The organism is Pantoea leporis, assembly GCF_028048155.1.
Lineage (GTDB): Bacteria > Pseudomonadota > Gammaproteobacteria > Enterobacterales > Enterobacteriaceae > Pantoea > Pantoea leporis.
The window spans coordinates 109,830-132,948 of the sequence record NZ_JALMEU010000010.1 but is presented as its reverse complement, the minus strand read 5'-3'; the positions used below and the strand labels follow the sequence as shown (position 1 = coordinate 132,948).

Here is a 23,119-nt window from a genome sequence, read left to right as displayed (position 1 = left end):
TCATTGGCGCTTAAAGTAGCGGCGAACTGTGACAGCAACATCGCGGATAAATGACAGCGGGATGACAGCAGCGCGAACTGCTGTCAGGCAGAAATCAGAGCATCAGGAAGGCGTAACCTTCGTTCTGTAGCGACGCCACGGTGGTGCCGCTCGACAGCGTGTGAGTGACGCGCGTGTCGATCCAGTTGCGCTCCAGCTGATGGAAAGCCACCGACTGATCGCAAATGGTCACCTTCACGCCGGCTTTTTTCAGCTCATCAATCAGCTTGAGATTGGGGTTATCGGTGCCGTAGGTTTTGCGGAACTGCTCATTATTCAACGCCGCAGGAACCGCATCGCTGTTAATCGACACCACAAATTTCAGCTGATCGAGCGGCACGCCCGCCGCGTAATAGAGGTTGGTGACGCGTGCCACGCGCTCCAGCCCAAGATTCGGCTGACGCACATCGCCTTCATTACGGTTGATCTGGAAGACGATTTTATTGCTCAACCCTGGCGTGGTGGCCGGATTGTAGTCCGGCACATTCACAAAGTGGATTTTGCCGTAACCTTCGATCGCCGGCGTGCTCCAGAAATCCGCCGGTTCACTTTTCTTGTCAGCAAATTTGTCGCTGACCTTGTCGACCAAATCGGGGAGCTGTAATACATTGCCGCCGACAAACCCTGCCAGAGCCGCAATAACGATATAGGATGCTGGACGCATTTCACTTCTCCTGTGCCTGAAATTTACATCTGTAAGAGTGCATAACCCTGATTTTCCAGCGTCGACACGGTGGTCGGGCTGGAGAGTGCATGAATCACCGATGGGTCAATCCACTCTCTCGGGAAGTGATGGAACGCCACCGACTGATCGCATACGGAAACCTTCACGCCCAACTTATTCAGTGCGCCGATCAGCGCCAGATTGGGGTTGTCCGCCTGGTAGAACTGCTGGAAATGTGCGTTATCCAGCATCGCTGGCGTGGCATCACCGGTGACCGATACCACAAAGTGCAGGTCGTCAGCGGGCACGCCCGAAGCGATATAGAGATTGACCACGCGCGCTACGCGCTCCAGTCCAAGATTTGGGCGCGTCATCTCCCCTTCACTGCGGGTAATTTGAAACACCACTTTGTTGCTTAAACCGACCACCGGTTTGAAAGCCGCATCCGGTTCGTAATGGATTTTGCCGTAGCCGTCGACGGCGGGCGTGCTCCAGAAGCCGTCGGGATCGGCGGGTGCAGAGGAGAAATGGCTGACAACACGCTGATACAGGTCATCACCTTTACTCACGGTGGCGCCAACAAAGCCACCGACAATTGCGATAAGGGCGTATGAAACTACAGAACGCATAAAAACTCTCCGGCTTACACTGCGCGTCAATTCACAGTCCGTTTGAATAAAGTGCCTTATCTATACCACAGCGTGAGCAAGGCAAAAGTCCTGTAGTGACGGGCTGTCCGACGTTTTCATTGCGTGAAAAATAATTAGCAAGGTTAATTGAAAAAGGGTTTCGATTGTCGCTTTGGCAGGAGTTGAGAAATGCGTGGCCGTGAAATTGTGATCCTAATACAGGGGGAATAAGTTTACGTGCGTTTAAAATCCGTCCGATGATAACTGTGTAGCATGCTCTGCGCGTCGTCTTCACGATTAAAAACACTGATGGATAAAGCGGGCCAACACCGCTCATTTGCCGCCGCTTTTCAGAGTAAACCTGGAAAAGTTCATGCCAAATTCAATAATTTTGAGCAACTTTACGTAACTTTAACTTTTGCGAGTGAAGAAGCCTGTTTAAATCGCGGCGTGCTATTCAATTTTTTGCTGCAATTTCGTCATGCTGTAACCTTTTTTCCATTTAAAGCTTATGAATCTTCATCGTTTGCTTGTCGCCGCAGTCTGGTTAAGATAGAGCGCGTTCCGCAAAGGGAAAAATAGTGCAGAACATTTGAACCACTTACCTGTCCAATTTCGGGTGACTTTTACAGGATCAAGGCATGTTTAACCGGTTGAAAAAATCAGTGCTGGCGGCCCTTATTCCTACGCTGCTGCTGACGCCTGCGCTGAGTGCGCGCGCTGACGTTAGTGATACGCTGCCCGACATGGGCACCACAGCAGGTTCAACGCTTTCGATTAATCAGGAACTGCAGATGGGCGACTTCTACGTGCGCCAGCTGCGCGCCAGTGCGCCTCTGATTAACGATCCGCTGTTGAATCAATACATTAACGAGCTTGGTCAGCGACTGGTGGCGCATGCCAACTCGGTGCGCACGCCATTCCACTTCTTTTTGATCCAGAACGACGAACTCAACGCCTTCGCCTTCTTTGGCGGCAACGTGGTGCTGCATTCATCGCTGTTCCGCTATACCGATAACGAAAGCCAGCTGGCGTCGGTGATGGCGCACGAAATCTCGCACGTCACGCAGCGTCATCTGGCGCGCGCCATGGAAGAGCAGCGACGCAATGCGCCGCTGACCTGGGTCGGCGCATTGGGATCGATTCTGCTGGCAATGGCCAGCCCGCAAGCCGGCATGGCGGCGTTGACCGGTACGCTGGCGGGTGCGCAGCAAGGCATTATCAGCTTTACCCAGGGCAACGAGCAGGAAGCTGACCGCATCGGTATTCAGGTTCTGCAACGCGCTGGATTCGATCCGCAAGCGATGCCGACTTTTCTGCAGAAGCTGGCGGATCAGAGCCGCTTCTCCTCCAAGCCGCCGGAAATTTTGCTGACGCACCCGTTACCCGACAGCCGACTTGCCGATGCGCGTAACCGCGCCAACCAGATGCGTCCGGTGGTGGTGCAGTCGTCGCAGGATTTCTACATGGCGAAAGTGCGCTCGCTCGGCATGTACGCCACTGGCCGCAATCAGCTGACCGATGACCTGCTGAACGAATACGCCAAAGGCAACGTGCGCGAGCAGCAGGCGGCACAGTACGGCAAAGCGATACAGTTCCTGCAGGCCAAAAGCTTTGATAGCGCCAAACGGGTGATCGCCCCGCTGCTGGCGAAGCAGCCGGATAACGTCTGGTTCCTTGATATCATGACCGACATCGACATCGGCCTGAATCAGCCGCAGCAGGCGATCGCCATGCTCAGCAGCGCCAAAGGCAGCAACAGCAATCCGGTGTTGCAGTTGAATCTGGCTAATGCCTATGTTGAAGCGAAGCAGCCCGCCAACGCCAGCCGCATCCTCAATCGCTACACCTTTGCCCATCCAGACGATGTTAACGCCTTTGATCTGCTGGCGCAGGCCTCTGCGGCGCAGGGTTTGCGCGATGAAGAACTTTCGGCGCGCGCGGAAGGTTTGGCGCTCAACGGCCAGCTCGATCAGGCGATCTCCACCTTGAGCAGCGCCAGCGCGCAAGTGCCGCTCGGCAGCCTGAAACAAGCGCGCTATGACGCACGTATCGACCAATTCCGTGAACTGCAGAAGCGTTTTAAGGTTTATCAAAAAGGATAAGAAGATGGTCAGCATTTATCACAACCCGCGCTGCAGCAAGAGCCGCGAAACGCTGGCGCTGTTGCAGGAGCGAGGTATCAAGCCCGATGTGGTGCTTTATCTTGAGACGCCGCCCGATGTCCCCACGCTAAAACGTCTGTTGAAACAGCTCGGCATGCACAGCGCGCGCGAACTGATGCGGCGTAAAGAGGACTTGTATCAAGAGTTGGCTTTAGCGGATAGCGCGTTAAGCGAGGCTCAGCTGCTGCAGGCGATGGTGGATCATCCGAAACTGATTGAACGCCCGATTGTGATCAAGGGCGAACAGGCGCGTATGGGTCGTCCACCCGAAGCGGTGCTGGAGATTATCTAAAGCTCCAGCGCTTCTTTAACAAAAGGAATGGTGAGTTTGCGCTGGGCGCTGATGGAGGCGCGATCGAGACGATCCAGCGTATCAAACAGCGTGCGCATCTCACGGTCGAGGCGTTTCAACAGGAAGCGCCCGACATCTTCCGGCAACTCAAAACCACGCAATCCGGCACGCAGCTGCATCGCCTGTAATTTGTCGTCATCAGAAAGCGGCTGCAAACGGTAAATCTGTCCCCAGTCGAGACGTGAAGCCAGATCCGGTAAGCCGAGATTGAGCTGGCGCGGCGGTCGATCGCCGGTTATCAGCAAACGCGTTTTACCGATTTCCAGAATGCGGTTGTAGAGATCAAAGATCGCCATTTCCCACTCCGGATCGCCCGCGATGCACTCGATATTATCAATGCACACCAGCGCCAGATTCTCCATGCCTTCCAGGACTTCCGGCACAAACCAGGTGCGCTTATCCAGCGGCACATAGCCCACCGCTTCGCCGCGCGCCGAGAGTTCCGCACAGGCGGCATGCAGCAGATGACTGCGGCCACCGCCTTCGCGCGACCAGAAATAGAGATAGCTACCGTGTTGCTGAGAGAGTGCGCCTTGCAGCGCCGCCAGCAGAGACGTGTTTTCCCCCGGCCAGAAACTGGCGAAGGTTTCATCATCGGGTAAATAGAGTGGCAATGAGAGCTGTGCCGGCGTGTTCAGAAGTACCTCAACGGATGAGCGGGCAGAAAACCGCGCAAGTTTATCACGATCTTTGCCGGAGATGAACCGGGCTTCCCTGCCCGGCTTGCAGCCTTAACTTTCGCGCTTCTCTTCAGCGTCCAGCAACACCTCTTCCGGGCGCAACACGCTGATTAAACGGAAGATCAACGCCAGACCCACGCCAACAATAGTCGCCAGCGCCATACCTTTCAGCTCGGCCGCGCCGATATGAACTTTGGCACCGCTCACGCCGATGATCAGGATCACCGAGGTCAGGATCAGGTTCTGCGCTTTGTTGTAATCCACTTTCGACTCGATCAGCACACGAATACCGGACGCGCCAATCACACCGTACAGCAGCAGCGATACGCCGCCCATCACCGGCACAGGAACCGCCTGAATCGCCGCCGCCAGCTTGCCGACGCACGAGAGCAGAATGGCAAAGATCGCCGCGCCGCCAATTACCCAGGTGCTGTACACACGGGTAATCGCCATTACACCGATGTTCTCGCCGTAAGTGGTGTTCGGCGTGGAGCCGAAGAAACCGGAGATCATGGTGGATAAACCGTTAGCGAACATCGAGCGGTGCAGACCCGGATCGCGGATCAGATCTTTCTTCACGATATTCGCGGTGACCACCAAGTGACCCACGTGCTCAGCAATAACCACCAGCGCGGCTGGCAGAATGGTCAGCATCGCCACCCATTCAAAACGCGGCGTGTAGAAGGTTGGCAGCGCAAACCACGGCGCATTTTCCACCGCGGTCCAGTCCACAATGCCCATCGCGTAAGAGAGCGCATAGCCGACCAATACGCCGACTAAAATCGGGATGATGGCGAGGAAACCACGGAACAGCACCGAACCAAACACGGTGACCGCCAGCGTCACCACTGAGATGATTACGGTTTTGCTGTCTGGCGATGTGCCGTCAGCAGGCAGCAAACCGGCCATATTCGCCGCCACGCCCGCCAGTTCCAGACCGATAACCGCGACAATTGCGCCCATCGCTGCCGGTGGGAACATCACGTCCAGCCAGCCGGTACCGGCTTTCTTGACGATCAGCGCCACCATACAGAACAGCAAACCGCAGAGAATAAAGCCGCCCAGCGCCACTTCATAACCCAGCGGCAACAGCAGCAGCACCGGCGAAATAAAGGCAAAGCTCGATCCGAGATAAGCCGGGATTTTGCCTTTACAAATAAACAGATAGAGCAGCGTTCCGACGCCATTAAACAGCAACACCGTGGCCGGGTTGATGTGGAACAGAATCGGCACCAGCACGGTTGCGCCGAACATGGCGAACAGATGCTGTAGGCTGAGTGGAATGGTTTGTAACAGCGGTGGGCGTTCGCTGACGCCGATTGCACGACGAGTCATTATTTTCCCCTATCCTCTTCGTTCTTCGAGCCATGGCTGCGTTGGCTCGAATAACTCGAGGATGACAATGTTGTGTTTCTGCCAAAAAAAAGCCGACTCTCTGGCCGGCTGGTTTCTTTTATTTGGTTCCGAAAATCTTGTCGCCTGCATCTCCCAAGCCAGGAATGATGTAGCCCTTCTCGTTCAATCCCTGATCGATAGATGCGGTGTAGAGCTCCACATCCGGATGCGCTTTCTCCAGCGCGGCAATACCTTCAGGTGCGGCCACCAGCACCAGCACTTTAATGCTGGTACAACCGGCTTTTTTCAGCAGATCGATGGTGGCGATCATCGAACCGCCGGTTGCCAGCATCGGGTCGACCACCAGCGCCAGGCGCTCTTCGATGTTCGAAACCAGCTTCTGGAAATAAGGAACCGGCTCCAGCGTCTCTTCATCACGATACACGCCAACCACGCTGATGCGCGCGCTGGGAACGTGCTCAAGCACGCCTTCCATCATGCCAAGACCCGCACGCAGAATCGGAACCACGGTGATTTTTTTACCTTTGATCTGATCGATTTCAACCGGACCATTCCAGCCTTCGATGGTGACGCGCTCGGTTTCCAGATCGGCGGTGGCTTCATAGGTCAGCAAGCTGCCCACTTCCGAGGCCAGCTCGCGGAAACGCTTGGTGCTGATATCATGCTCACGCATCAGGCCCAGTTTATGTTTGACCAGCGGGTGTTTGACTTCCACGATCTTCATGATTGTTCTCCCGGAATTGAGTTGAGCTAAAAAAAATCGCCGGATTATACCGCCTTTTCGCTGCTGCGCCACTTGTCATCGGTCAATAGCCTGCGTCATCTAAGGATTGGCGAAAATCTGAGGCGATGCAAAGGCAGCATGAGATGGGACTCGCAAACGTTTGCCTGCGCTGTTAGAATTGCCGCGCTTAATTTTTGCCACCAACCGCAACTCGCGTGGGGATTCCGCAGTGACCGACAAAACCTCTCTCAGCTACAAAGACGCCGGTGTTGATATCGATGCTGGTAACGATCTGGTTGACCGTATTAAAGGCGTAGTGAAAAAAACCCGCCGCCCGGAAGTCATGGGTGGATTGGGCGGATTCGGCGCGCTCTGTGCGCTGCCGCAGAAGTACCGCGAGCCGGTGCTGGTCTCCGGAACCGATGGCGTCGGCACCAAGCTGCGTCTGGCGATGGATCTCAAACGCCACGACAGCATCGGCATTGATCTGGTCGCGATGTGTGTGAACGACCTGATTGTTCAGGGTGCTGAGCCGCTGTTCTTCCTCGATTATTACGCGACCGGCAAGCTGGATGTGGATACCGCGTCATCGGTGATCACCGGCATCGCCGAAGGTTGCTTGCAGTCGGGTTGTGCGCTGGTCGGCGGTGAAACCGCTGAAATGCCAGGCATGTACCACGGCGAAGATTACGACGTGGCGGGTTTCTGCGTTGGCGTGGTGGAAAAATCAGAGATCATTGACGGTTCGAAAGTGCAGGACGGCGACGTGCTGATCGCGCTGGGTTCCAGCGGCCCACACTCGAACGGTTATTCACTGGTGCGCAAGATTCTTGAAGTCAGCCAGACCGATCCGGCCACCAAACAGCTGGATGGCAAATCACTGGCCGATCACCTGCTGGCGCCAACCCGCATCTATGTGAAAAACATCCTTAGCCTGATCGAACAGGTTGATGTGCATGCGATTTCGCATCTGACCGGCGGCGGCTTCTGGGAAAACATCCCGCGCGTGTTGCCAGATAACACCCAGGCGGTGCTGGAAGAGAGCAGCTGGCAGTGGCCGTCAGTGTTCAGCTGGTTGCAGCAGGCGGGCAACGTCAGCCGTCACGAAATGTACCGCACCTTTAACTGCGGCGTGGGCATGGTGATTGCGCTGAGCCCGGCAGAAGCCGATAAAGCGGTACAGCTGATGACAGACGCGGGCGAAAAAGCGTGGAAAATCGGTGTGATTAAAGCGTCTGATTCAGAAGAGCGTGTGGTTATCAATCCATGAAAAAACTGGTTGTACTGATCTCCGGCAACGGAAGCAATCTTCAGTCCATCCTCGACGCCTGCGCAAGCGGGCTTATAAACGGCAGCGTCGCTGCCGTTTTCAGTAATAAAGCCAGCGCGTTTGGTTTAACGCGCGCGCGGGAAGCCAATGTCCCGTCACATGCGTTAGCCGCCAGTGATTTTGCCGACCGCGAAGCCTTTGATCGCCAGCTGATGCAGGAGATTGATGCTTACGCGCCAGATCTGGTGGTGCTGGCCGGTTATATGCGCATCCTCAGCAGCGCTTTTGTCGCGCACTATCACGATCGTCTGGTGAATATTCATCCGTCGCTGTTGCCGAAATATCCGGGCTTACACACACATCGTCAGGCGCTGGAAAACGGCGACGAGGAGCATGGCACCTCAGTGCATTTTGTCACTGACGAGCTGGATGGCGGACCCATTATTTTGCAAGCGCGTGTGCCGGTGTTTGCTGGCGACAGCGAAGACGAGATCAGCGCGCGCGTGCAGCATCAGGAACACGCGATCTATCCGCTGGTGATCAGCTGGTTTGTTGATGGGCGTTTGCAGATGCGTGAAGGTAAAGCATGGCTGGATGGTCAGTTATTACCGACGCAAGGCTATGCTCACGATTGAATGTTATGCATATTCCGAAGCGGCGCGATTTATCGCGCATTTCGATGGCAACATCGTGCCCATCCGGGCATTGCGCAATAAATTGCGCCGCTACAAATCGCAGACTTTTTTAACCAAATCTTCCCGTAATATAATCTTCGGTTCGCCGCGCTTTCGGTGAGGTGAAGATTCTGTCGGTTTCGTCAAACTCTACCAACTGACCGTTGTGCATAAACGCGGTGTAATCCGACACGCGTGCCGCCTGCTGCATATTGTGCGTCACCAGCACCAGCGTGAAATGCTGCTTCAGCGTGGTCATCAACTCCTCGATCACCAGCGTTGAGATCGGATCAAGTGCCGAAGTGGGCTCATCCAGCAGTAACACTTCCGGCTCGATGGCAATGGCGCGCGCAATCACCAAACGCTGCTGCTGGCCGTTAGAGAGCGTTAACGCGTTCTGCCCCAGCTGATCTTTCACTTCGCCCCACAACGCCGCCGCGCGCAGCGCACGCTCACAGGCTTCATTCAGCACGCGACGATCGCGCACGCCCTGCAAGCGCAGGCCGTAAACCACGTTTTCGTAGATCGATTTAGGAAACGGATTCGGCCGCTGGAACACCATGCCAATGCGGCGACGCAGCGCGGGAAGATCCTGATTCGCCTGCATCACCGCGTAATCACCGAGCAGAATCTCGCCTTCAATGCGGCAGCGATCGATCACATCATTCATGCGATTGAAACAGCGCAGCAGCGTCGATTTGCCACAGCCGGAAGGACCAATCAACGCCGTGATGCGGTTCTTCGGAATCTGCAGATCAATGTTATTCAGCGCCTGGCGTTCGCCATACCACAGCGACAGCTGATTAACGCTAAGGGCAATGTCGTAATCGGGCGTCATCAGAAACCTTTTTAGTGCGTCATAATCCGGTAACGCTCACGCAGCCGATGGCGCAACGCCATCGCCAGCAGATTGAGCGACAGGATGATCACCACCAGCAGCAAAGCGGTGGCGTAAACCAGCGGTCGATCAGCATCGATGTTGGGGCTCTGGAACGCCAAATCGTAGATCTGAAAACCGAGGTGCATGAATTTGCGATCGAGGTGCAGATAAGGGAACACCGCATCAACCGGCAGCTCCGGCACCATCTTCACCACGCCCACCAGCATCAGCGGCGCGGTTTCTCCAGCCGCACGCGCCACCGCCAGAATCAAGCCGGTGAGCATGGCCGGTACCGCCAGCGGCAGCACCACGCGCCACAGCGTTTCCGCCTGCGTTGCGCCCAGCGCCAGCGATCCCTGACGCAGATTATCCGGAATGCGCGACAATCCCTCTTCGGTGGCAACGATCACCACCGGCAGCGTCAGCAGCGCCAGCGTCAGCGCGGCCCACAGCAAGCCCGGCGTACCAAAAGTAGGATTGGGTAAGGCGCTGGAGAAAAACAGCTGGTCGAGGGTGCCGCCAATCAGCCAGACAAAGAAACCGAGGCCAAACACGCCGTAGACAATTGACGGCACGCCCGCAAGATTCACCACCGCGATGCGTACCAGCCGCGTCAGTGCATTGCGTCCGGCGTATTCGTGTAGCCATACCGCCGCGATGACGCCGAGCGGCATGACGATGATCGACATCAACAGCACCATCAGCACGGTGCCAAAAATTGCCGGAAACGCCCCGCTCTCGCCGCCACCGGAAGTCGGTGAATCGCTGACGAATTGCCAAATCTGACCGAAGAAGTGCAGCGTTTTGTTGGTTAAGGTCATGGCATTCGGATACCACGCATCCACCACCTGCGCCAATGGGATGGTGTGATCCACGCCGTTCACATCGCGCAGCACCAGCGTATCACGCTGACTTTCGTGCTGCAGATGGGTTAACTGCTGCGCCAGCGCGTTAAAGCGGCGCTGTAACGCCGTGCGATTGGCATCAAACTCAGACTGCACTTCCAGGCTGAAGCGGCCGTTACGCTGCTGCTCATCGGCCTGCTGCTGCAGGCTTTCCAGCTGTGCATTAAGGCGCGCCATCTCGATGCGGCGGATGTTACTCGCCTGGCGCAGCTGCTCATGTACCTGCTGCAAACGCTGATGCAGCAAGGCATCGCGGCTTTGAGCGGTCATGACTTCGTTATCCTGGCGCAGCTCCACCAGCCAGCCATAGGCGTTGCCGCCGTTGCGGCGCTGCAGCACCAACACATCAGCAGGACGACGGGTTTTCGCCTCGCCCTGACTGTAGAGCACGCGGAAATCCGGCGCGGCAAAATCACGGTTGCCGGTTTTCACCACATAGCGCCACTGTTCGCCCTGCTGCTGCTTTTGCAAGGTTTCACCCAGCACCATTACCGGGCTGCCTTGCGGCGGCTGGAACTGATATTGATCGACCGGCTGCGGCCAGAAGGCACGCACGCCCTGCCAGCCGAGCAAACCAATCAGCAAGGTAAACGCCAGCAGGCAAACCGCGACGGCGCCAGCGGTGAGCCAGCGCCAGCGATCGTTTTGTTTCATCGCCGTCATCCGTGGCCCTCATGCTGGCTGTAGCGTTGGCGCAAGCGCTGACGAATCAACTCGGCGATGGTGTTGATCACCAAGGTGAAGATCAACAGCAACAACGCACTGAGGAACAGAATGCGATAATGCGCGCTGCCCGCTGCGGCTTCGGGCATCTCAATGGCAATGTTGGCGGAAAGCGCACGCAGGCCAGCAAATAAGCCGCCTTCACTAACCGGCGTGTTGCCAGTGGCCATCAGCACAATCATCGTCTCGCCGACGGCGCGGCCAAAGCCAATCATCAAGGCGGCGAAGATGCCCGCGGAGGCACCCGGCAGCACTACACGCGTCAGGGTTTGCCACGGCGTGGCGCCCAGCGCCAGCGAGCCCTGCCCGAGCGCGCCCGGCACGCTGAACAGCGCATCTTCCGATAGGGTGAAAATCAGCGGCACCAGTGCAAAACCCATCGCCAGCGCAGCAACTAATAAGTTGCGCTGTTCGTAATGCGCTAAACGCTCGCCAATCTCCGGCCAGAACAGCGTCGGCAGCCACAGCGTCAGCAAGGTCACCACTAACAGTAGCGGCAGCAGCAGAATCACTTCAAAACCAGGACGTCGCCAGCTGGCCGGCAAACGCGGACTCAGCACGCCGCACAATAATAAGGTCGCGGCCAACACCGGCGGCAGTAGCAGCACGCCAACCAGCGCGGTGCTGATGTGCGGTGCCAGCCACACGCCAGCGATTAAACCAATCACCACGCTGGGCAGCGCGCCCATCATTTCGATCGCCGGTTTCACCCAGCGACGTAAACCCGGCGACATAAACCAGGCGGTATACATTGCGGCGGCCAGCGCCAGCGGCGTGGCAAACAGCAGCGCCAGACTGGCGGCTTTCAGCGTGCCCAGTACCAGCGGCATCAGGCTGAACTTAGCTTGATAGCTGTCGCCCGCCGCGGTGGATTGCCATACCCAATCGGCCTGCGGATAGTTTTCGTACCAGATTTTTTGCCACAGATTGCGCCAGGTGAAGTCCGGCCACGGGTTATCCAGCGCAAACTGTTGCCATTCCCCGGCGCGTTCAATGATCAAGGCATCACCGTGCGGCGCGAAGGCCAGTGCCTGAATGCCCGGTGCCAGCTGACGCGTTAAAATCGCGCCCTGCTGCTTGCTGGCGAACAGCTGAACCGTGCCCTGCGCATCGTAAGTGGCAAACACGCGGCGCTGCGGCTCCGGCGTTATTCCGCGCGCCTGCTGGCTGCCGTTGAAGGTGTGAATCTGTTGTAAGCGCGGCCCATTATTACTGGCGATAGCGAACCATTGCTGCACGCCCTGCGCATCCTGAATCAGCAAGGTGCGTCCACCGGCCAGCATATGCAGGCTTTGCGGCGGCAGATTGAGGGTTTGCGTTTCACGTAACTGTGCGCCATCAGATGTGATTTGCCACACGCGCAGCAAACGCCCGCTGCTGGCGTAAAGCAAAGAGCCATCCGGTGATAGCAGCAGATGATCGGCCTGCTGCTGCGGCAACAGGATCTGATTCACCTTTTGCTGATTTTCCAGCGTCAGCAAGCTGATGCCAGCTGCGGTTTGCGCCGCGATCAACCATTGATGGTCGTTGAGCGACGTCAACGCCATGTTACTGACCGGGCCTTGCGGTAAGCGCAGTGGACGATCGCCGAGCGGGAAGCCCCATTCGCCGCTGCCGTTGCGGATAACCGGTTGCATTAACAGCAGTTCGCCCTGCATATTGAGCAGCACGCTGCGGTTATCAAAGCTTGCGATCGCCGCATCGGGTTTGCCATTCAGCGCCAGTGCGGGTGCGGCAGGTTGACCATCAAGCGGAATAAAGCGCGCTTCGTTGCGGCTGATGCGCCAGCCTAAATGGCCGTCGCTGCCCATCGCCAGCATTGGAGCTTTGTCCCACAGCTGAATATTGGTGGTGGCATGCATCCCCGGCGCGCTAAACAGCGGCAACACCACCCAGATCAACCAGAAGAACAGCAGTAACATCAGCAGCAAAATTCCCACGCCGCAAGCTGTGACGACGCGGCGCACTAAATTATCAGTGGCGCGTCGACGACGGTCGCTAAAGTGGACGGGAATACGATTTATGCTCATGCAGGCCAGGTTACCGGTGGAAACAAGTCGCTATGTTGCCCGTAGCTGATTGATAAGACAACCTTTGACGTTGGACAAGCCTGCCATACTCTCGCCATAATGGTGACGGACACTGAGCGGTAACGCATTTTTGCGTCTTTTCCGCCGGACATTCCGTCCAGCATCAGCATCTCGGAGTCAGAATGGGTCAGGATAAGCTGTATATAGAAAAAGAATTAAGCTGGTTAAGCTTCAATGAACGTGTGTTACAGGAAGCCTCGGATAAAAGTAATCCGCTGATTGAACGCATGCGCTTCCTCGGGATTTACTCCAATAACCTCGAAGAGTTCTATAAAGTGCGCTTTGCCGATCTCAAGCGGCGAATTCTGATCAGCGAAGAGCAAGGCAAACCGACCTCTTTGCGGCATCTGTTAAAGAAAATTCAGCTGCGGGTGCAGAAATCGGATCAGGAGTTTGATGCGCTCTACAACGATCTGCTGCTGGAAATGGCGCGTAATCAGATCTTCCTGATTAACGAACGTCAACTGTCACCGAATCAGCAAGAGTGGCTGCGCTACTACTTCAAACATCAATTACGCCAGCACGTCACGCCGATTCTGATTAACCATGACACCGATCTGATCGAATTCCTGAAAGACGATTACACCTATCTGGCGGTGGAGATCATTCGCGGCGACGATATTCGTTATGCGCTGCTGGAGATCCCGTCTGATAAAGTGCCGCGCTTTATAAACTTGCCGGCTGAGTCGCCACGTCGGCGCAAGCCAATGATTCTGCTGGATAACATCCTGCGCTATTGCCTCGATGAAATTTTCAAAGGCTTCTTCGATTACGATACGCTGAACGCCTATTCGATGAAGATGACGCGCGACGCCGAATACGATCTGGTTACAGAGATGGAATCGAGCCTGCTGGAGCTGATGTCGTCGAGCCTGAAGCAGCGTCTCAATGCCGAGCCGGTCCGTTTTGTTTATCAGCGCGATATGCCGGATGCGATGGTGGAAATGCTGCGCCATAAGCTGTCGATTTCGAACTACGATTCGATTGTGCCCGGCGGCCGCTACCATAACTTTAAAGATTTCATCGGCTTCCCGAACGTTGGTAAAAGCAATCTGGAAAACCGTCCGCTGCCGCAGATTCGCCACATCGGCTTTGACGGCTTCCGCAACGGTTTCGACGCCATCCGCAATCGCGATGTGCTGCTCTACTATCCGTATCACACCTTTGAGCATGTGCTGGAGCTGCTGCGTCAGGCCTCGTTCGACCCGAACGTGCTGGCAATTAAGATCAATATTTACCGCGTAGCGAAAAACTCGCGCATCATGGATGCGATGATTCACGCCGCCTATAACGGTAAGAAAGTCACGGTGGTGGTGGAACTGCAGGCGCGCTTCGATGAAGAGGCCAACATCCGCTGGGCGAAACGCCTGACCGAAGCGGGCGTGCATGTGATCTTCTCCGCGCCGGGTCTGAAAATTCACGCCAAGCTGTTCCTGATTTCGCGCCGTGAAGGCGAAGAAGTGGTGCGTTATGCGCATATCGGTACCGGGAACTTCAACGAAAAAACCGCGCGCATTTATACTGACTATTCATTGCTGACCGCCGATGCGCGCATCACCAATGAAGTGCGTCGCGTGTTCAACTTCATTGAGAATCCGTATCGTCCGGTCACTTTCGAGCATTTGCTGGTGTCACCGCAGAACTCGCGTGACGTGCTGTATAAGTTCATTGATGCCGAGATCGCCAACGCGCAGCAAGGCAATCCTGCTGGCATTACGTTGAAGATCAACAACCTGGTGGATAATGGTTTAGTTGATCGACTTTACGCCGCCTCGTCGGCAGGCGTGAAAGTGAATCTGCTGGTGCGCGGCATGTGTTCGCTGATTCCTGATTTACCGGGCATCAGTGAAAATATTCGCATTACCAGCATCGTTGACCGCTATCTCGAACACGACCGCGTCTATATTTTTGAGAACGGCGGCGAGAAAAAGGTGTTCCTCTCTTCCGCGGACTGGATGACGCGTAACATAGACCACCGCATTGAAGTAGCCGTGGCGATTCTTGATCCCCGCGTGAAGCAGCGCATATTGGACATCATCGCCATTCTGTTTAGTGATACGGTGAAAGCCCGCATCGTCGATAAAGAGCTGAGTAATCGTTATGTGCCGCGCGGCAACCGTAAAAAGGTGCGTTCGCAGCTGGCCATTTATGACTACATCAAGAAACTGGAACAACCCGAATAACGCCTATGCCAATCTCACATAAAAGTACGCCGAAACCTCAGGAATTCGCGGCAATCGACCTCGGCTCGAACAGCTTCCATATGGTCATTGCCCGCGTGGTGGATGGCGCTTTGCAAGTGCTGGGACGCCTGAAACAGCGCGTGCATCTGGCCGATGGGCTGGATGCGCACAATCGCCTGAGCGAAGAAGCGATTGAGCGCGGGCTGAGCTGTCTGGCGTTGTTCGCCGAACGTTTGCAGGGCTTCAGTCCCGCCAACGTGACGATCGTCGGCACGCACACGCTGCGTATCGCCAGCAATGCGGAAGAGTTTCTGCAGCGCGCGGCCGAGGTGATTCCCTATCCGATCGAGGTGATCTCCGGCAACGAAGAAGCGCGTCTGATTTTTATGGGCGTGGAGCACACGCAGCCGGAAAAAGGCCGCAAGCTGGTGATCGATATCGGCGGCGGCTCCACCGAACTGGTAATTGGGGAAGACTTTGAGCCGCAGCTGGTTGAAAGCCGCCGCATGGGCTGCGTCAGCTTCGCCAATCTCTTCTTCCCCAAAGGCGAAATCACGCCAGAAAACTTCCGCCGTGCGCGCCTGTCCGCTGCGCAAAAGCTGGAAACCATGGCGTGGCAATATCGTTTGCACGGCTGGCAATATGCGCTGGGCGCGTCGGGTTCCATTAAAGCGGCCTGCGAAGTGCTGCTGGCGATGGGCGAAAAAGAGAAGCTGATTACGCCAGAAACGCTGGAATTGCTGACCAGCGAAGTGCTGAAGCATAAGTCGTTTAACGCGCTGAGCCTGCCGGGCTTATCGGAAGAGCGTAAGGCGGTATTTGTACCGGGCTTAGCAATTTTGTGTGGCGTGTTTGATGCGTTAGCGATTCGCGAGCTGCGTCTCTCTGACGGCGCACTGCGTGAAGGCGTGCTGTATGAGATGGAAGGCCGTTTCCGTCATCAGGACATTCGCAGCCGCACCGCGCAAAGTCTGGCAAATCACTATGCGATTGATAGCGATCAGGCGCGCCGTGTGCTGGAAACCACCGAGAAGCTCTATTTGCAGTGGCAGGAGCAGAATCCCAAGCAAGCCAATCCACAACTGTCGGCGCTGCTGAAATGGGCCGCGCTGCTGCATGAAGTGGGATTGACCATCAATCACAGCGGTATGCAGCGCCATTCGGCTTACATCCTGCAGAACTCCAACATGCCGGGCTTTAATCAGGATCAACAGATGCTGTTGGCCACGCTGGTACGTTATCACCGCAAAGCGGTGAAGCAGGATGAGATGCCGCGTTTCACCTTATTTAAAAAGAAACAGTTTCTGCCGATGGTATTCCTGCTGCGTCTTGGCACGCTGCTGAATAATCAGCGCCAGGCGACCACCAAACCGGATTCGCTCAAGCTCAGCACCGACGACGGCCACTGGACGCTGACCTTCCCTGCCGGCTTCCTGAGCCAGAATACGCTGGTGCAGCTGGATCTGGAGCGCGAGCAAGCTTACTGGAATGATGTCACCGGCTGGAAACTGATGCTGGAAGAAGAGGAGTAATGCGGGCAGCTGGCCCGCAATCTGGTTATGACTACACGCCCCGATAACTATTACGCTGAAAAATACGGTCTCACGCCGACCCATTCTGAAGTGCTGGCGGCCCTGCCTCATCTTGAAGTAGGGAAAGCACTGGATTTGGGCTGCGGCCAGGGCCGCAATAGTCTGTTTCTCAATCAGCATGGCTTTGACGTGACGGCCTGGGACAGCAATCCCGCCAGTCTGGAGCGCCTAAACAGCATCATTGCGGAAGAGAATCTACAGAACATTCACACCGAGCTGTGCGATCTCAATAGCGTGCGCTTCAACGGCAGTTATCAGTTTGTGCTGTCGACCGTGGTGATGATGTTCCTGCAGCCGGCAACCATTCCGCAGCTGATTGCCGATATGCAGGCCAGCACGCGTAAATATGGCTACAACCTGATTGTGGCGGCGATGGATACCGATGATTATCCCAATACGCAAAACTTCCCGTTTGCGTTTAAATCCGGTGAGCTCAGCCACTATTACCGCAACTGGCACATTGTGAAGTACAACGAAGATGTCGGTGAACTGCATCGTCGTGATGAAAACGGTAACCGCATCAAATACCGCTTCGCCACGCTGCTGGCGCAGAAAGCCAGCTACTGAGTTAACGGCCGCCTTGTGCGGCCGTTAGATTGTCTGATGTCGATCAGTGCGCTGAATCTTTTTTGCTCATTTTTCACACAGCGATTGCTTTAGCGATCTAAGTGTGACTAAATATTGCCTTCGCCCATCGGGCATTTACAGGAACCACCCCGCGTGAACAGCGCTATCTCTGCACGAAGACGTCCCAAAACTGGCACCATGACCCGCATTGTTTTACTGGTCAGCTTCTTAATTTTGTTTGGCCGCCTGCTTTTCATCATTCCCGGTGCCATCGAGCATCATCAGCAAAAGAAAGCCATCCCTGAACCGGTCACGCTGAGCACCAGTGATTCGCGCTAAATAATCTGCGGGTCGGCTGTCGCTGCTAAACATTGTCCTTTGAGACAATGCTGCTTTTTACGTCCTGTTACCCGCAACGCGCTACACTGTGAGCTGACTTTACAGACACAAGGAACGCGTTATGTCTGCTTCGCATTCACAAAAATTAGCTGAAACCCGTCATCACATTCTCAACCTGCTGCTCAACGAGCACGATCTGGTTGATGTTCTGCTGGATAAATCCGTCGATCTGAATGCCGCCGAACTGCGTGATATCACCGACTGGCGTCATGAATTAGAGCTTGAGCTGCAGCAATTGCACGCCGCGGATTTAGCCGACATCCTCGAAGCCTTGCCGGAAGAAGAGCGTCAGGCGCTGTGGCGTTTAGTGCCGACGGCACAGCGAGGTCACGTCCTGGTTGAGGCTTCAGAAACCGTTTGGGCCAGCCTGACGGAAGAAATGTCTGATCGCGATATTCTGCACGCCATCGAGCCGCTGGATATCGACGATCAGGTATATCTGGCGCGCTACCTGCCGCGCGATTTAACCGGACGTCTGCTCACCACCCTTGAACCTAGCCTGCGCGCACGACTGATGAGCGTGATCGAGCTGGATCGCGATCGCGTCGGGCAGATCATGGATTTCAATATCCTGACGGTGCGCTCTGACGTGACCTTAGCCACGGTGCAGCGCTATCTGCGTAAAGGCAAAAAAATGCCTGACGGCACCGATAAGATCTTTATCACCGACGAACAGAATCAACTGGTAGGTGAGTTAACGCTCACTGATATTCTGCTCAACAAACCGAAGATGCTGGTCGCAGAAGTGATGAATTCGCATCCCACCACGTTTCAGCTCAACGATAAAGCGGAAGACGCCGCCAGCGCTTTTGAACGTTATAACCTGATCTCCGCTGCGGTCACCGATGCTCAAGGCAAACTGATTGGCCGTATCACCATTGAAGACGTGGTCGATTTGGTGAACGAAGAGAACGAAAGCAACATCCGTAAAATGGGGGGTATCAGCCAGGGCGAAGACGTGTTTGCGCCGGTGCGCAAAGCGGTGGGCAAACGCTGGGCCTGGCTGGCGGTTAACCTGTGTACCGCATTTGTCGCTTCGCGCGTGATTGGCCTGTTTGAAGCCACCATATCGCAGCTGGTTGCGCTGGCGGCGCTGATGCCAATCGTCGCCGGCATCGGCGGCAACACCGGCAATCAAACCATTACCATGATTGTGCGTGCGCTGGCGCTGCATCAGGTTGAACCGGGTAACTTCTCGTTCCTGATCATGCGTGAACTCGGCGTGGCATTGATTAACGGCCTGTTCTGGGGCGGCATTATGGGCGGCGTCACCTGGCTGATGTACGACAACCTGCAACTCGGCGGCGTGATGATGCTGGCGATGGTGCTGAACCTGCTGCTGGCCGCGCTGATGGGCGTGCTGATTCCGTTAATCATGACCAAAATGAAACGCGATCCCGCCGTTGGCTCTAGCGTGCTGATCACCGCGATCACCGATACCGGCGGATTCTTTATCTTCCTTGGTCTGGCGACGATATTTTTGCTGCATCATTAAGGCTTTAAACAGTGTGCGTAACGTTGCAGCATCTGCTGTAAATTGAGTTGCAACGTTGCGCGCGCCAGTTCACTCAGTGCTGGATTGACCCGCGTTGAACCACGCTGATTTAACCACTCCAGCACATCGATTAAATGCCATATGGCTGTTTTTCCATCATGAATCGGACGCGGAAACTGCGGGCTATGGCTGAGCATCAGCTTGCGCATGTTCTGCCGCGAAACACCAATTAACTCTGCGATATCCGTCAGCCCGACTAAATCTGGCGCGGCTTCAATCAGTTCCGCATCTGGCAATGCCTCAAAAACATCCTCCAACGCGCTGCGCACCGCGTCCTGTGCAGTGCTGGCTTCGCGGCAGAACGTCATGCTTAATTTTCCCGCCACACCCGCGCCAATTAACGCATCAGTGCAGCCTTGCGAACCGAGCCGTTCGATCACTTCATTGATGTCGCTCTCATCATTGAGCTGAAAACGCAGCGTAAACTCAAATTCCATGTTTCACTCCTCGTCACTTAACCCGCTGAGGGCTTTCACTGCAGTTATCCACCACGCGCCGTAACAGTTTGGCATGCGTTTCGGGATTTTTTGGCGTACTCCAGATGCAGGTAATGCAGTAATCCCCACATCGACACTCTGTCGAATTATCTGGGCAGTACATCTTGCCCCACGCATGGTGACCGCCAACTGCAATCTTCCAACCTCTCGCTTCTGCATATCGCAAAGCTCCTTCGACCGCTTTATGCGGATGCCGCTTCCTGTATGACATCGCTGGCTACCTTATGCTCACCGCAATAAGTTGTCAACTGACAACTGCGAAGTGTTTCGGTACTATTTCAGCGGCGAATGCTGCAGAAAATAACCAGAACGGTCTCAACGCGCTTTGATTCAGTTTTGTGCTGGAAGACAGCGCACAAAATCAAGCGCACAGCGCCTGAAGTGCATATAGACTCTGTTGTTATCACTGACCTGACGGAGAAGAAGCATGTTTAACGTGGATGATTTTGTGCAGTCTAAGACCGGTGGCCCAAAGATGCAGGTGCTGCGCGTGGAAGGCGATATGCTGTGGTGCGCTCGCGTTGACGATCACATCAAGCGTGAAATTGAAGTCAGAGCCGATAGCGTGAATCTGTATCACGAAGACGGCGATTTCGGCGTCTGTTAAAAAAATGGCCCCAAATCGGGGCCATTTTTAGGGATTGTCTCGCTGCACATTATTCTGACCGATGCCGCCGATAAACGGCAGACGCAGCCTAAATGGTGTGAAATCCAGCCCCATGTTTAATCCCAGCAAGTTCACTTCCAGCCCCTCTTCCGCGCCAACCGTCACACCCAACACGCCCAGCAGGGAAAGCTGCACGCCGCGACCTGAAGGTGGTAAACCTACCGGATTAAGCAGCGAGCGATAATCTTTGCCGAGCGCGTTAGCCGGCAGGTCGAGCTTCAATGCCGGAACCTCGCGGCCGATATGCGCCATAAAAGTATTGCTGTTGGGTCCCGGCCAGGCGTGATACGTGGTCGGCCAGGGATAGGATTTAATGGCCGCTTCGATCTGCGGAATCATCGCTTCTGCGCTACTGCCGCGATGGTCAACCAGCAGACGCGGCTTCGCACCGTACCAATAACCATCGGGAAGATTGCTGTTACGACGCACTTTATCGCCGCTGCCCCAGCTAATCACTTCGTAACGGTTATAGCGGGTTTCACCGGCGCGCTTGAAGATAATCCACGGATGCACCGCCACCGCGCCCTTCCAGCCATAAGTCGGCGCAGCATAAACCTGCACGATAGCTTCTGCCGCATAACGCTGCGGATCCGGTGCGATACCGGCCGAATCGCGCCTTGCTGATGCCCAGCCACCGCGTTCAGAGGTGAGCTCACCGCTTCGCGTTGCCTGTGCCAGACTTGCGCCTAATGAAAGCAAGATGATGCAAAGAAAAGAGATCAGTACGGCTTTGAAAGGCAACATCGACGGCATCCTGATGAGTAAAAAATTACTCGCTATCTTGCATCGAAACGGTGGGATTTGTATTCACGAACTATGCGATACATTTAGCCGCATGATTTGCCATCAGAAGGTTTGAAAAAAAAGCCCGCAATTAAGCGGGCTTCGTTTTTACGCAGTGATCAAAGCAGGATTTATTCCCACTCAATCGTCGCAGGTGGTTTACCTGAAATATCATAAACCACGCGGGAAATGCCGTTAACTTCGTTGATGATGCGGTTAGAGACGCGGCCGAGGAAATCGTACGGCAGGTGCGCCCAGTGCGCTGTCATGAAGTCGATGGTTTCCACCGCACGCAGTGAAACTACCCAATCATATTTACGACCATCGCCCATCACGCCAACAGAACGTACTGGCAGGAACACGGTGAACGCCTGGCTGACTTTGTTGTACAGGTCAGCTTTATGCAGCTCTTCGATGAAGATAGCGTCTGCACGGCGCAGCAGGTCGCAGTACTCTTTCTTCACTTCGCCCAGCACGCGCACGCCCAAACCTGGACCTGGGAACGGATGACGATACAGCATGTCGTACGGCAGGCCGAGTTCCAGACCGATTTTACGCACTTCGTCTTTGAACAGCTCTTTCAGCGGCTCAACCAGGCCCATCTTCATCTCTTTCGGCAAACCGCCCACGTTGTGGTGCGATTTGATCACGTGCGCTTTACCGGTGGCAGAAGCCGCCGATTCGATCACGTCAGGATAGATGGTGCCTTGTGCCAGCCACTTCACGTCTTCCAGACGCAGCGCCTGCTCGTCAAACACCTCTACGAATACGCGGCCGATGATTTTACGTTTGGCTTCGGGATCGTTCTCGCCCGCCAGCGCATCAAGGAAGCGCGCTTCTGCCGCAACGTGCACGATGTTCAGACCGAAGTGGTCACCGAACATTTCCAGCACCTGCTCAGCTTCATTCAGACGCAGCAGGCCGTTATCCACGAACACGCAGGTCAGACGCTCGCCGATGGCGCGATGCAGCAGCATCGCGGTCACAGAAGAGTCCACGCCGCCAGACAGACCGAGAATCACTTTGTCATCGCCAACCTGCTGACGAATACGCTCAACCGCATCTTCGATGATTTTGGCTGGCGTCCACAGCGCTTCACAGCCGCAGATGTCACGAATGAAACGCTCAAGCATACGCAGGCCCTGACGCGTGTGCGTCACTTCCGGGTGGAACTGCACGCCGTAGAATTTCTTCTCTTCGTTAGCCATGATGGCAAACGGACAGGTTTCGGTGCTGGCAACGGTTTCGAAACCGGCTGGGATGGCGGTGACTTTGTCGCCGTGGCTCATCCAAACGTCCAGCAGCGGTTTACCTGCTGCGCTAATCGCATCTTCGATGTCACGCACCAGCGCGCTCTGAGTCAGCACTTCAACCTGCGCATAACCAAATTCGCGCTCGTTAGAGCCTTCAACCTTGCCGCCCAACTGCATCGCCATGGTCTGCATGCCGTAGCAGACGCCCAACACTGGCACACCCGCGTTAAACACGTATTCCGGCGCACGCGGGCTGTTCAGCTCGGTGGTGCTCTCCGGACCGCCAGAGAGAATGATGCCGTTCGGGTTAAACTGGCGAATTTGCTCTTCGGTGACATCCCACGCCCAGAGTTCGCAGTAGACACCCAGCTCGCGCACGCGGCGCGCAACCAGCTGCGTATACTGAGAACCAAAATCGAGGATCAAAATGCGATGTTTATGAATATTTTCAGTCGTCATTGAGGCGTTTCCA

22 protein-coding genes are annotated in these 23,119 nt (G+C 55.5%); 11 read left to right on the top strand and 11 right to left on the bottom strand.

Annotation, left to right across the window (positions count from 1 at the left end; genetic code table 11):
* Positions 1-94 precede the first annotated feature (94 nt).
* Both MWH02_RS20080 and MWH02_RS20075 read right to left on the bottom strand, forming a co-directional pair.
* On the bottom strand, positions 95-703 hold the full coding sequence (locus tag MWH02_RS20080; protein WP_101763515.1) for a DsrE family protein: 609 nt from the start codon (positions 701-703) through the stop codon (positions 95-97).
* A gap of 23 nt (positions 704-726) precedes the next feature.
* A complete protein-coding gene (locus tag MWH02_RS20075) occupies positions 727-1,332 on the bottom strand; it encodes a DsrE family protein (protein ID WP_101763514.1) in 606 nt (201 codons plus the stop codon).
* 309 nt (positions 1,333-1,641) lie between these two features.
* Here MWH02_RS20075 and MWH02_RS20070 point away from each other — a divergent pair, with 309 nt between their 5' ends.
* The 3 genes from MWH02_RS20070 to arsC are packed head-to-tail and all read left to right on the top strand — an operon-like array spanning position 1,642 to position 3,789.
* Positions 1,642-1,914 carry a hypothetical protein gene (locus MWH02_RS20070; protein WP_271461307.1) on the top strand — a complete coding sequence of 91 codons (273 nt, stop codon included), beginning with the start codon at positions 1,642-1,644 and terminating at the stop codon, positions 1,912-1,914.
* 59 nt (positions 1,915-1,973) lie between these two features.
* Entirely contained in the window at positions 1,974-3,437 is a 1,464-nt protein-coding gene (gene bepA / locus MWH02_RS20065) for a beta-barrel assembly-enhancing protease (RefSeq protein WP_110866485.1), read from the top strand.
* Positions 3,438-3,441: 4 nt separating this feature from the next.
* The gene (arsC, locus tag MWH02_RS20060; protein ID WP_271461306.1) at positions 3,442-3,789 is read left to right on the top strand and encodes an arsenate reductase (glutaredoxin); all 348 of its coding nucleotides are present in this window, start codon (positions 3,442-3,444) and stop codon (positions 3,787-3,789) included.
* Here arsC and hda read toward each other — a convergent pair.
* From hda to upp, 3 genes are all read right to left on the bottom strand, one after another.
* Positions 3,786-4,487, bottom strand: coding sequence for a DnaA inactivator Hda (gene hda / locus MWH02_RS20055; RefSeq protein ID WP_036649513.1), 702 nt, complete (start codon positions 4,485-4,487; stop codon positions 3,786-3,788). The genes arsC and hda overlap by 4 nt on opposite strands.
* Positions 4,488-4,580: 93 nt before the next feature.
* Positions 4,581-5,864: a uracil permease gene (gene uraA / locus MWH02_RS20050; RefSeq protein ID WP_271461305.1), complete on the bottom strand. Its 1,284-nt coding sequence runs from the start codon at positions 5,862-5,864 to the stop codon at positions 4,581-4,583.
* 118 nt (positions 5,865-5,982) lie between these two features.
* The gene (gene upp, locus MWH02_RS20045; RefSeq protein WP_008108331.1) at positions 5,983-6,609 is read right to left on the bottom strand and encodes a uracil phosphoribosyltransferase; all 627 of its coding nucleotides are present in this window, start codon (positions 6,607-6,609) and stop codon (positions 5,983-5,985) included.
* Between the two features lie 229 nt (positions 6,610-6,838).
* On the opposite strand from upp, the gene purM reads away from it, so the two are divergent.
* Positions 6,839-7,879, top strand: coding sequence for a phosphoribosylformylglycinamidine cyclo-ligase (gene purM, locus MWH02_RS20040; RefSeq protein WP_008108330.1), 1,041 nt, complete (start codon positions 6,839-6,841; stop codon positions 7,877-7,879).
* Positions 7,876-8,514 carry a phosphoribosylglycinamide formyltransferase gene (gene purN, locus MWH02_RS20035; RefSeq protein WP_271461304.1) on the top strand — a complete coding sequence of 213 codons (639 nt, stop codon included), beginning with the start codon at positions 7,876-7,878 and terminating at the stop codon, positions 8,512-8,514. Before purM ends, purN begins: the two co-directional genes overlap by 4 nt.
* 109 nt (positions 8,515-8,623) lie before the next feature.
* Here purN and pstB read toward each other — a convergent pair whose 3' ends face one another.
* From pstB to MWH02_RS20020, 3 genes are read right to left on the bottom strand one after another with little or no spacing between them, the layout of a single operon-like run.
* Positions 8,624-9,391 (bottom strand): phosphate ABC transporter ATP-binding protein PstB, encoded by a 768-nt coding sequence (gene pstB / locus MWH02_RS20030; RefSeq protein ID WP_101763509.1) that lies wholly within the window; start codon positions 9,389-9,391, stop codon positions 8,624-8,626.
* An 11-nt stretch (positions 9,392-9,402) separates the two neighbouring features.
* Positions 9,403-11,001, bottom strand: a complete 1,599-nt coding sequence (gene pstA, locus MWH02_RS20025) for a phosphate ABC transporter permease PstA (RefSeq protein ID WP_101763508.1) — start codon at positions 10,999-11,001, stop codon at positions 9,403-9,405.
* A complete protein-coding gene (locus MWH02_RS20020) occupies positions 10,998-13,091 on the bottom strand; it encodes an ABC transporter permease subunit (RefSeq protein ID WP_222184474.1) in 2,094 nt (697 codons plus the stop codon). The genes pstA and MWH02_RS20020 overlap by 4 nt, the downstream gene beginning before the upstream one ends.
* 182 nt (positions 13,092-13,273) lie before the next feature.
* Between MWH02_RS20020 and ppk1 the strand changes: the two genes are divergently transcribed.
* The 5 genes from ppk1 to mgtE all read left to right on the top strand — a co-directional run bounded on the left by ppk1 (position 13,274) and on the right by mgtE (position 19,387).
* Positions 13,274-15,334, top strand: a complete 2,061-nt coding sequence (gene ppk1, locus MWH02_RS20015; RefSeq protein ID WP_101763506.1) for a polyphosphate kinase 1 — start codon at positions 13,274-13,276, stop codon at positions 15,332-15,334.
* Positions 15,335-15,339: 5 nt separating this feature from the next.
* Entirely contained in the window at positions 15,340-16,866 is a 1,527-nt protein-coding gene (gene ppx, locus MWH02_RS20010) for an exopolyphosphatase (RefSeq protein WP_271461303.1), read from the top strand.
* Between the two features lie 21 nt (positions 16,867-16,887).
* Positions 16,888-17,493, top strand: coding sequence for a tellurite resistance methyltransferase TehB (tehB, locus tag MWH02_RS20005; RefSeq protein ID WP_439652375.1), 606 nt, complete (start codon positions 16,888-16,890; stop codon positions 17,491-17,493).
* A 153-nt stretch (positions 17,494-17,646) separates the two neighbouring features.
* Positions 17,647-17,832 carry a YfgG family protein gene (locus tag MWH02_RS20000; RefSeq protein ID WP_110866478.1) on the top strand — a complete coding sequence of 62 codons (186 nt, stop codon included), beginning with the start codon at positions 17,647-17,649 and terminating at the stop codon, positions 17,830-17,832.
* A 121-nt stretch (positions 17,833-17,953) separates the two neighbouring features.
* Positions 17,954-19,387, top strand: a complete 1,434-nt coding sequence (gene mgtE, locus MWH02_RS19995) for a magnesium transporter (protein ID WP_110866477.1) — start codon at positions 17,954-17,956, stop codon at positions 19,385-19,387.
* On the opposite strand, the gene MWH02_RS19990 is transcribed toward mgtE, so the two are convergent.
* Positions 19,384-19,884 carry a helix-turn-helix transcriptional regulator gene (locus tag MWH02_RS19990; protein WP_271461301.1) on the bottom strand — a complete coding sequence of 167 codons (501 nt, stop codon included), beginning with the start codon at positions 19,882-19,884 and terminating at the stop codon, positions 19,384-19,386. The two genes, mgtE and MWH02_RS19990, sit on opposite strands and share 4 nt — an antisense overlap.
* 487 nt (positions 19,885-20,371) lie before the next feature.
* Here MWH02_RS19990 and MWH02_RS19980 point away from each other — a divergent pair, with 487 nt between their 5' ends.
* Complete coding sequence (locus MWH02_RS19980; RefSeq protein ID WP_101763499.1) at positions 20,372-20,551, top strand: GDFGVC terminal motif YodC-like protein; 180 nt, start codon at positions 20,372-20,374, stop codon at positions 20,549-20,551.
* A gap of 27 nt (positions 20,552-20,578) precedes the next feature.
* On the opposite strand, the gene MWH02_RS19975 is transcribed toward MWH02_RS19980, so the two are convergent.
* Together MWH02_RS19975 and guaA are read right to left on the bottom strand one after the other, a co-directional pair.
* Positions 20,579-21,355: a DUF3750 domain-containing protein gene (locus tag MWH02_RS19975; protein ID WP_008108318.1), complete on the bottom strand. Its 777-nt coding sequence runs from the start codon at positions 21,353-21,355 to the stop codon at positions 20,579-20,581.
* Between the two features lie 170 nt (positions 21,356-21,525).
* The gene (gene guaA / locus MWH02_RS19970; protein WP_101763498.1) at positions 21,526-23,106 is read right to left on the bottom strand and encodes a glutamine-hydrolyzing GMP synthase; all 1,581 of its coding nucleotides are present in this window, start codon (positions 23,104-23,106) and stop codon (positions 21,526-21,528) included.
* Positions 23,107-23,119: the final 13 nt, after the last annotated feature.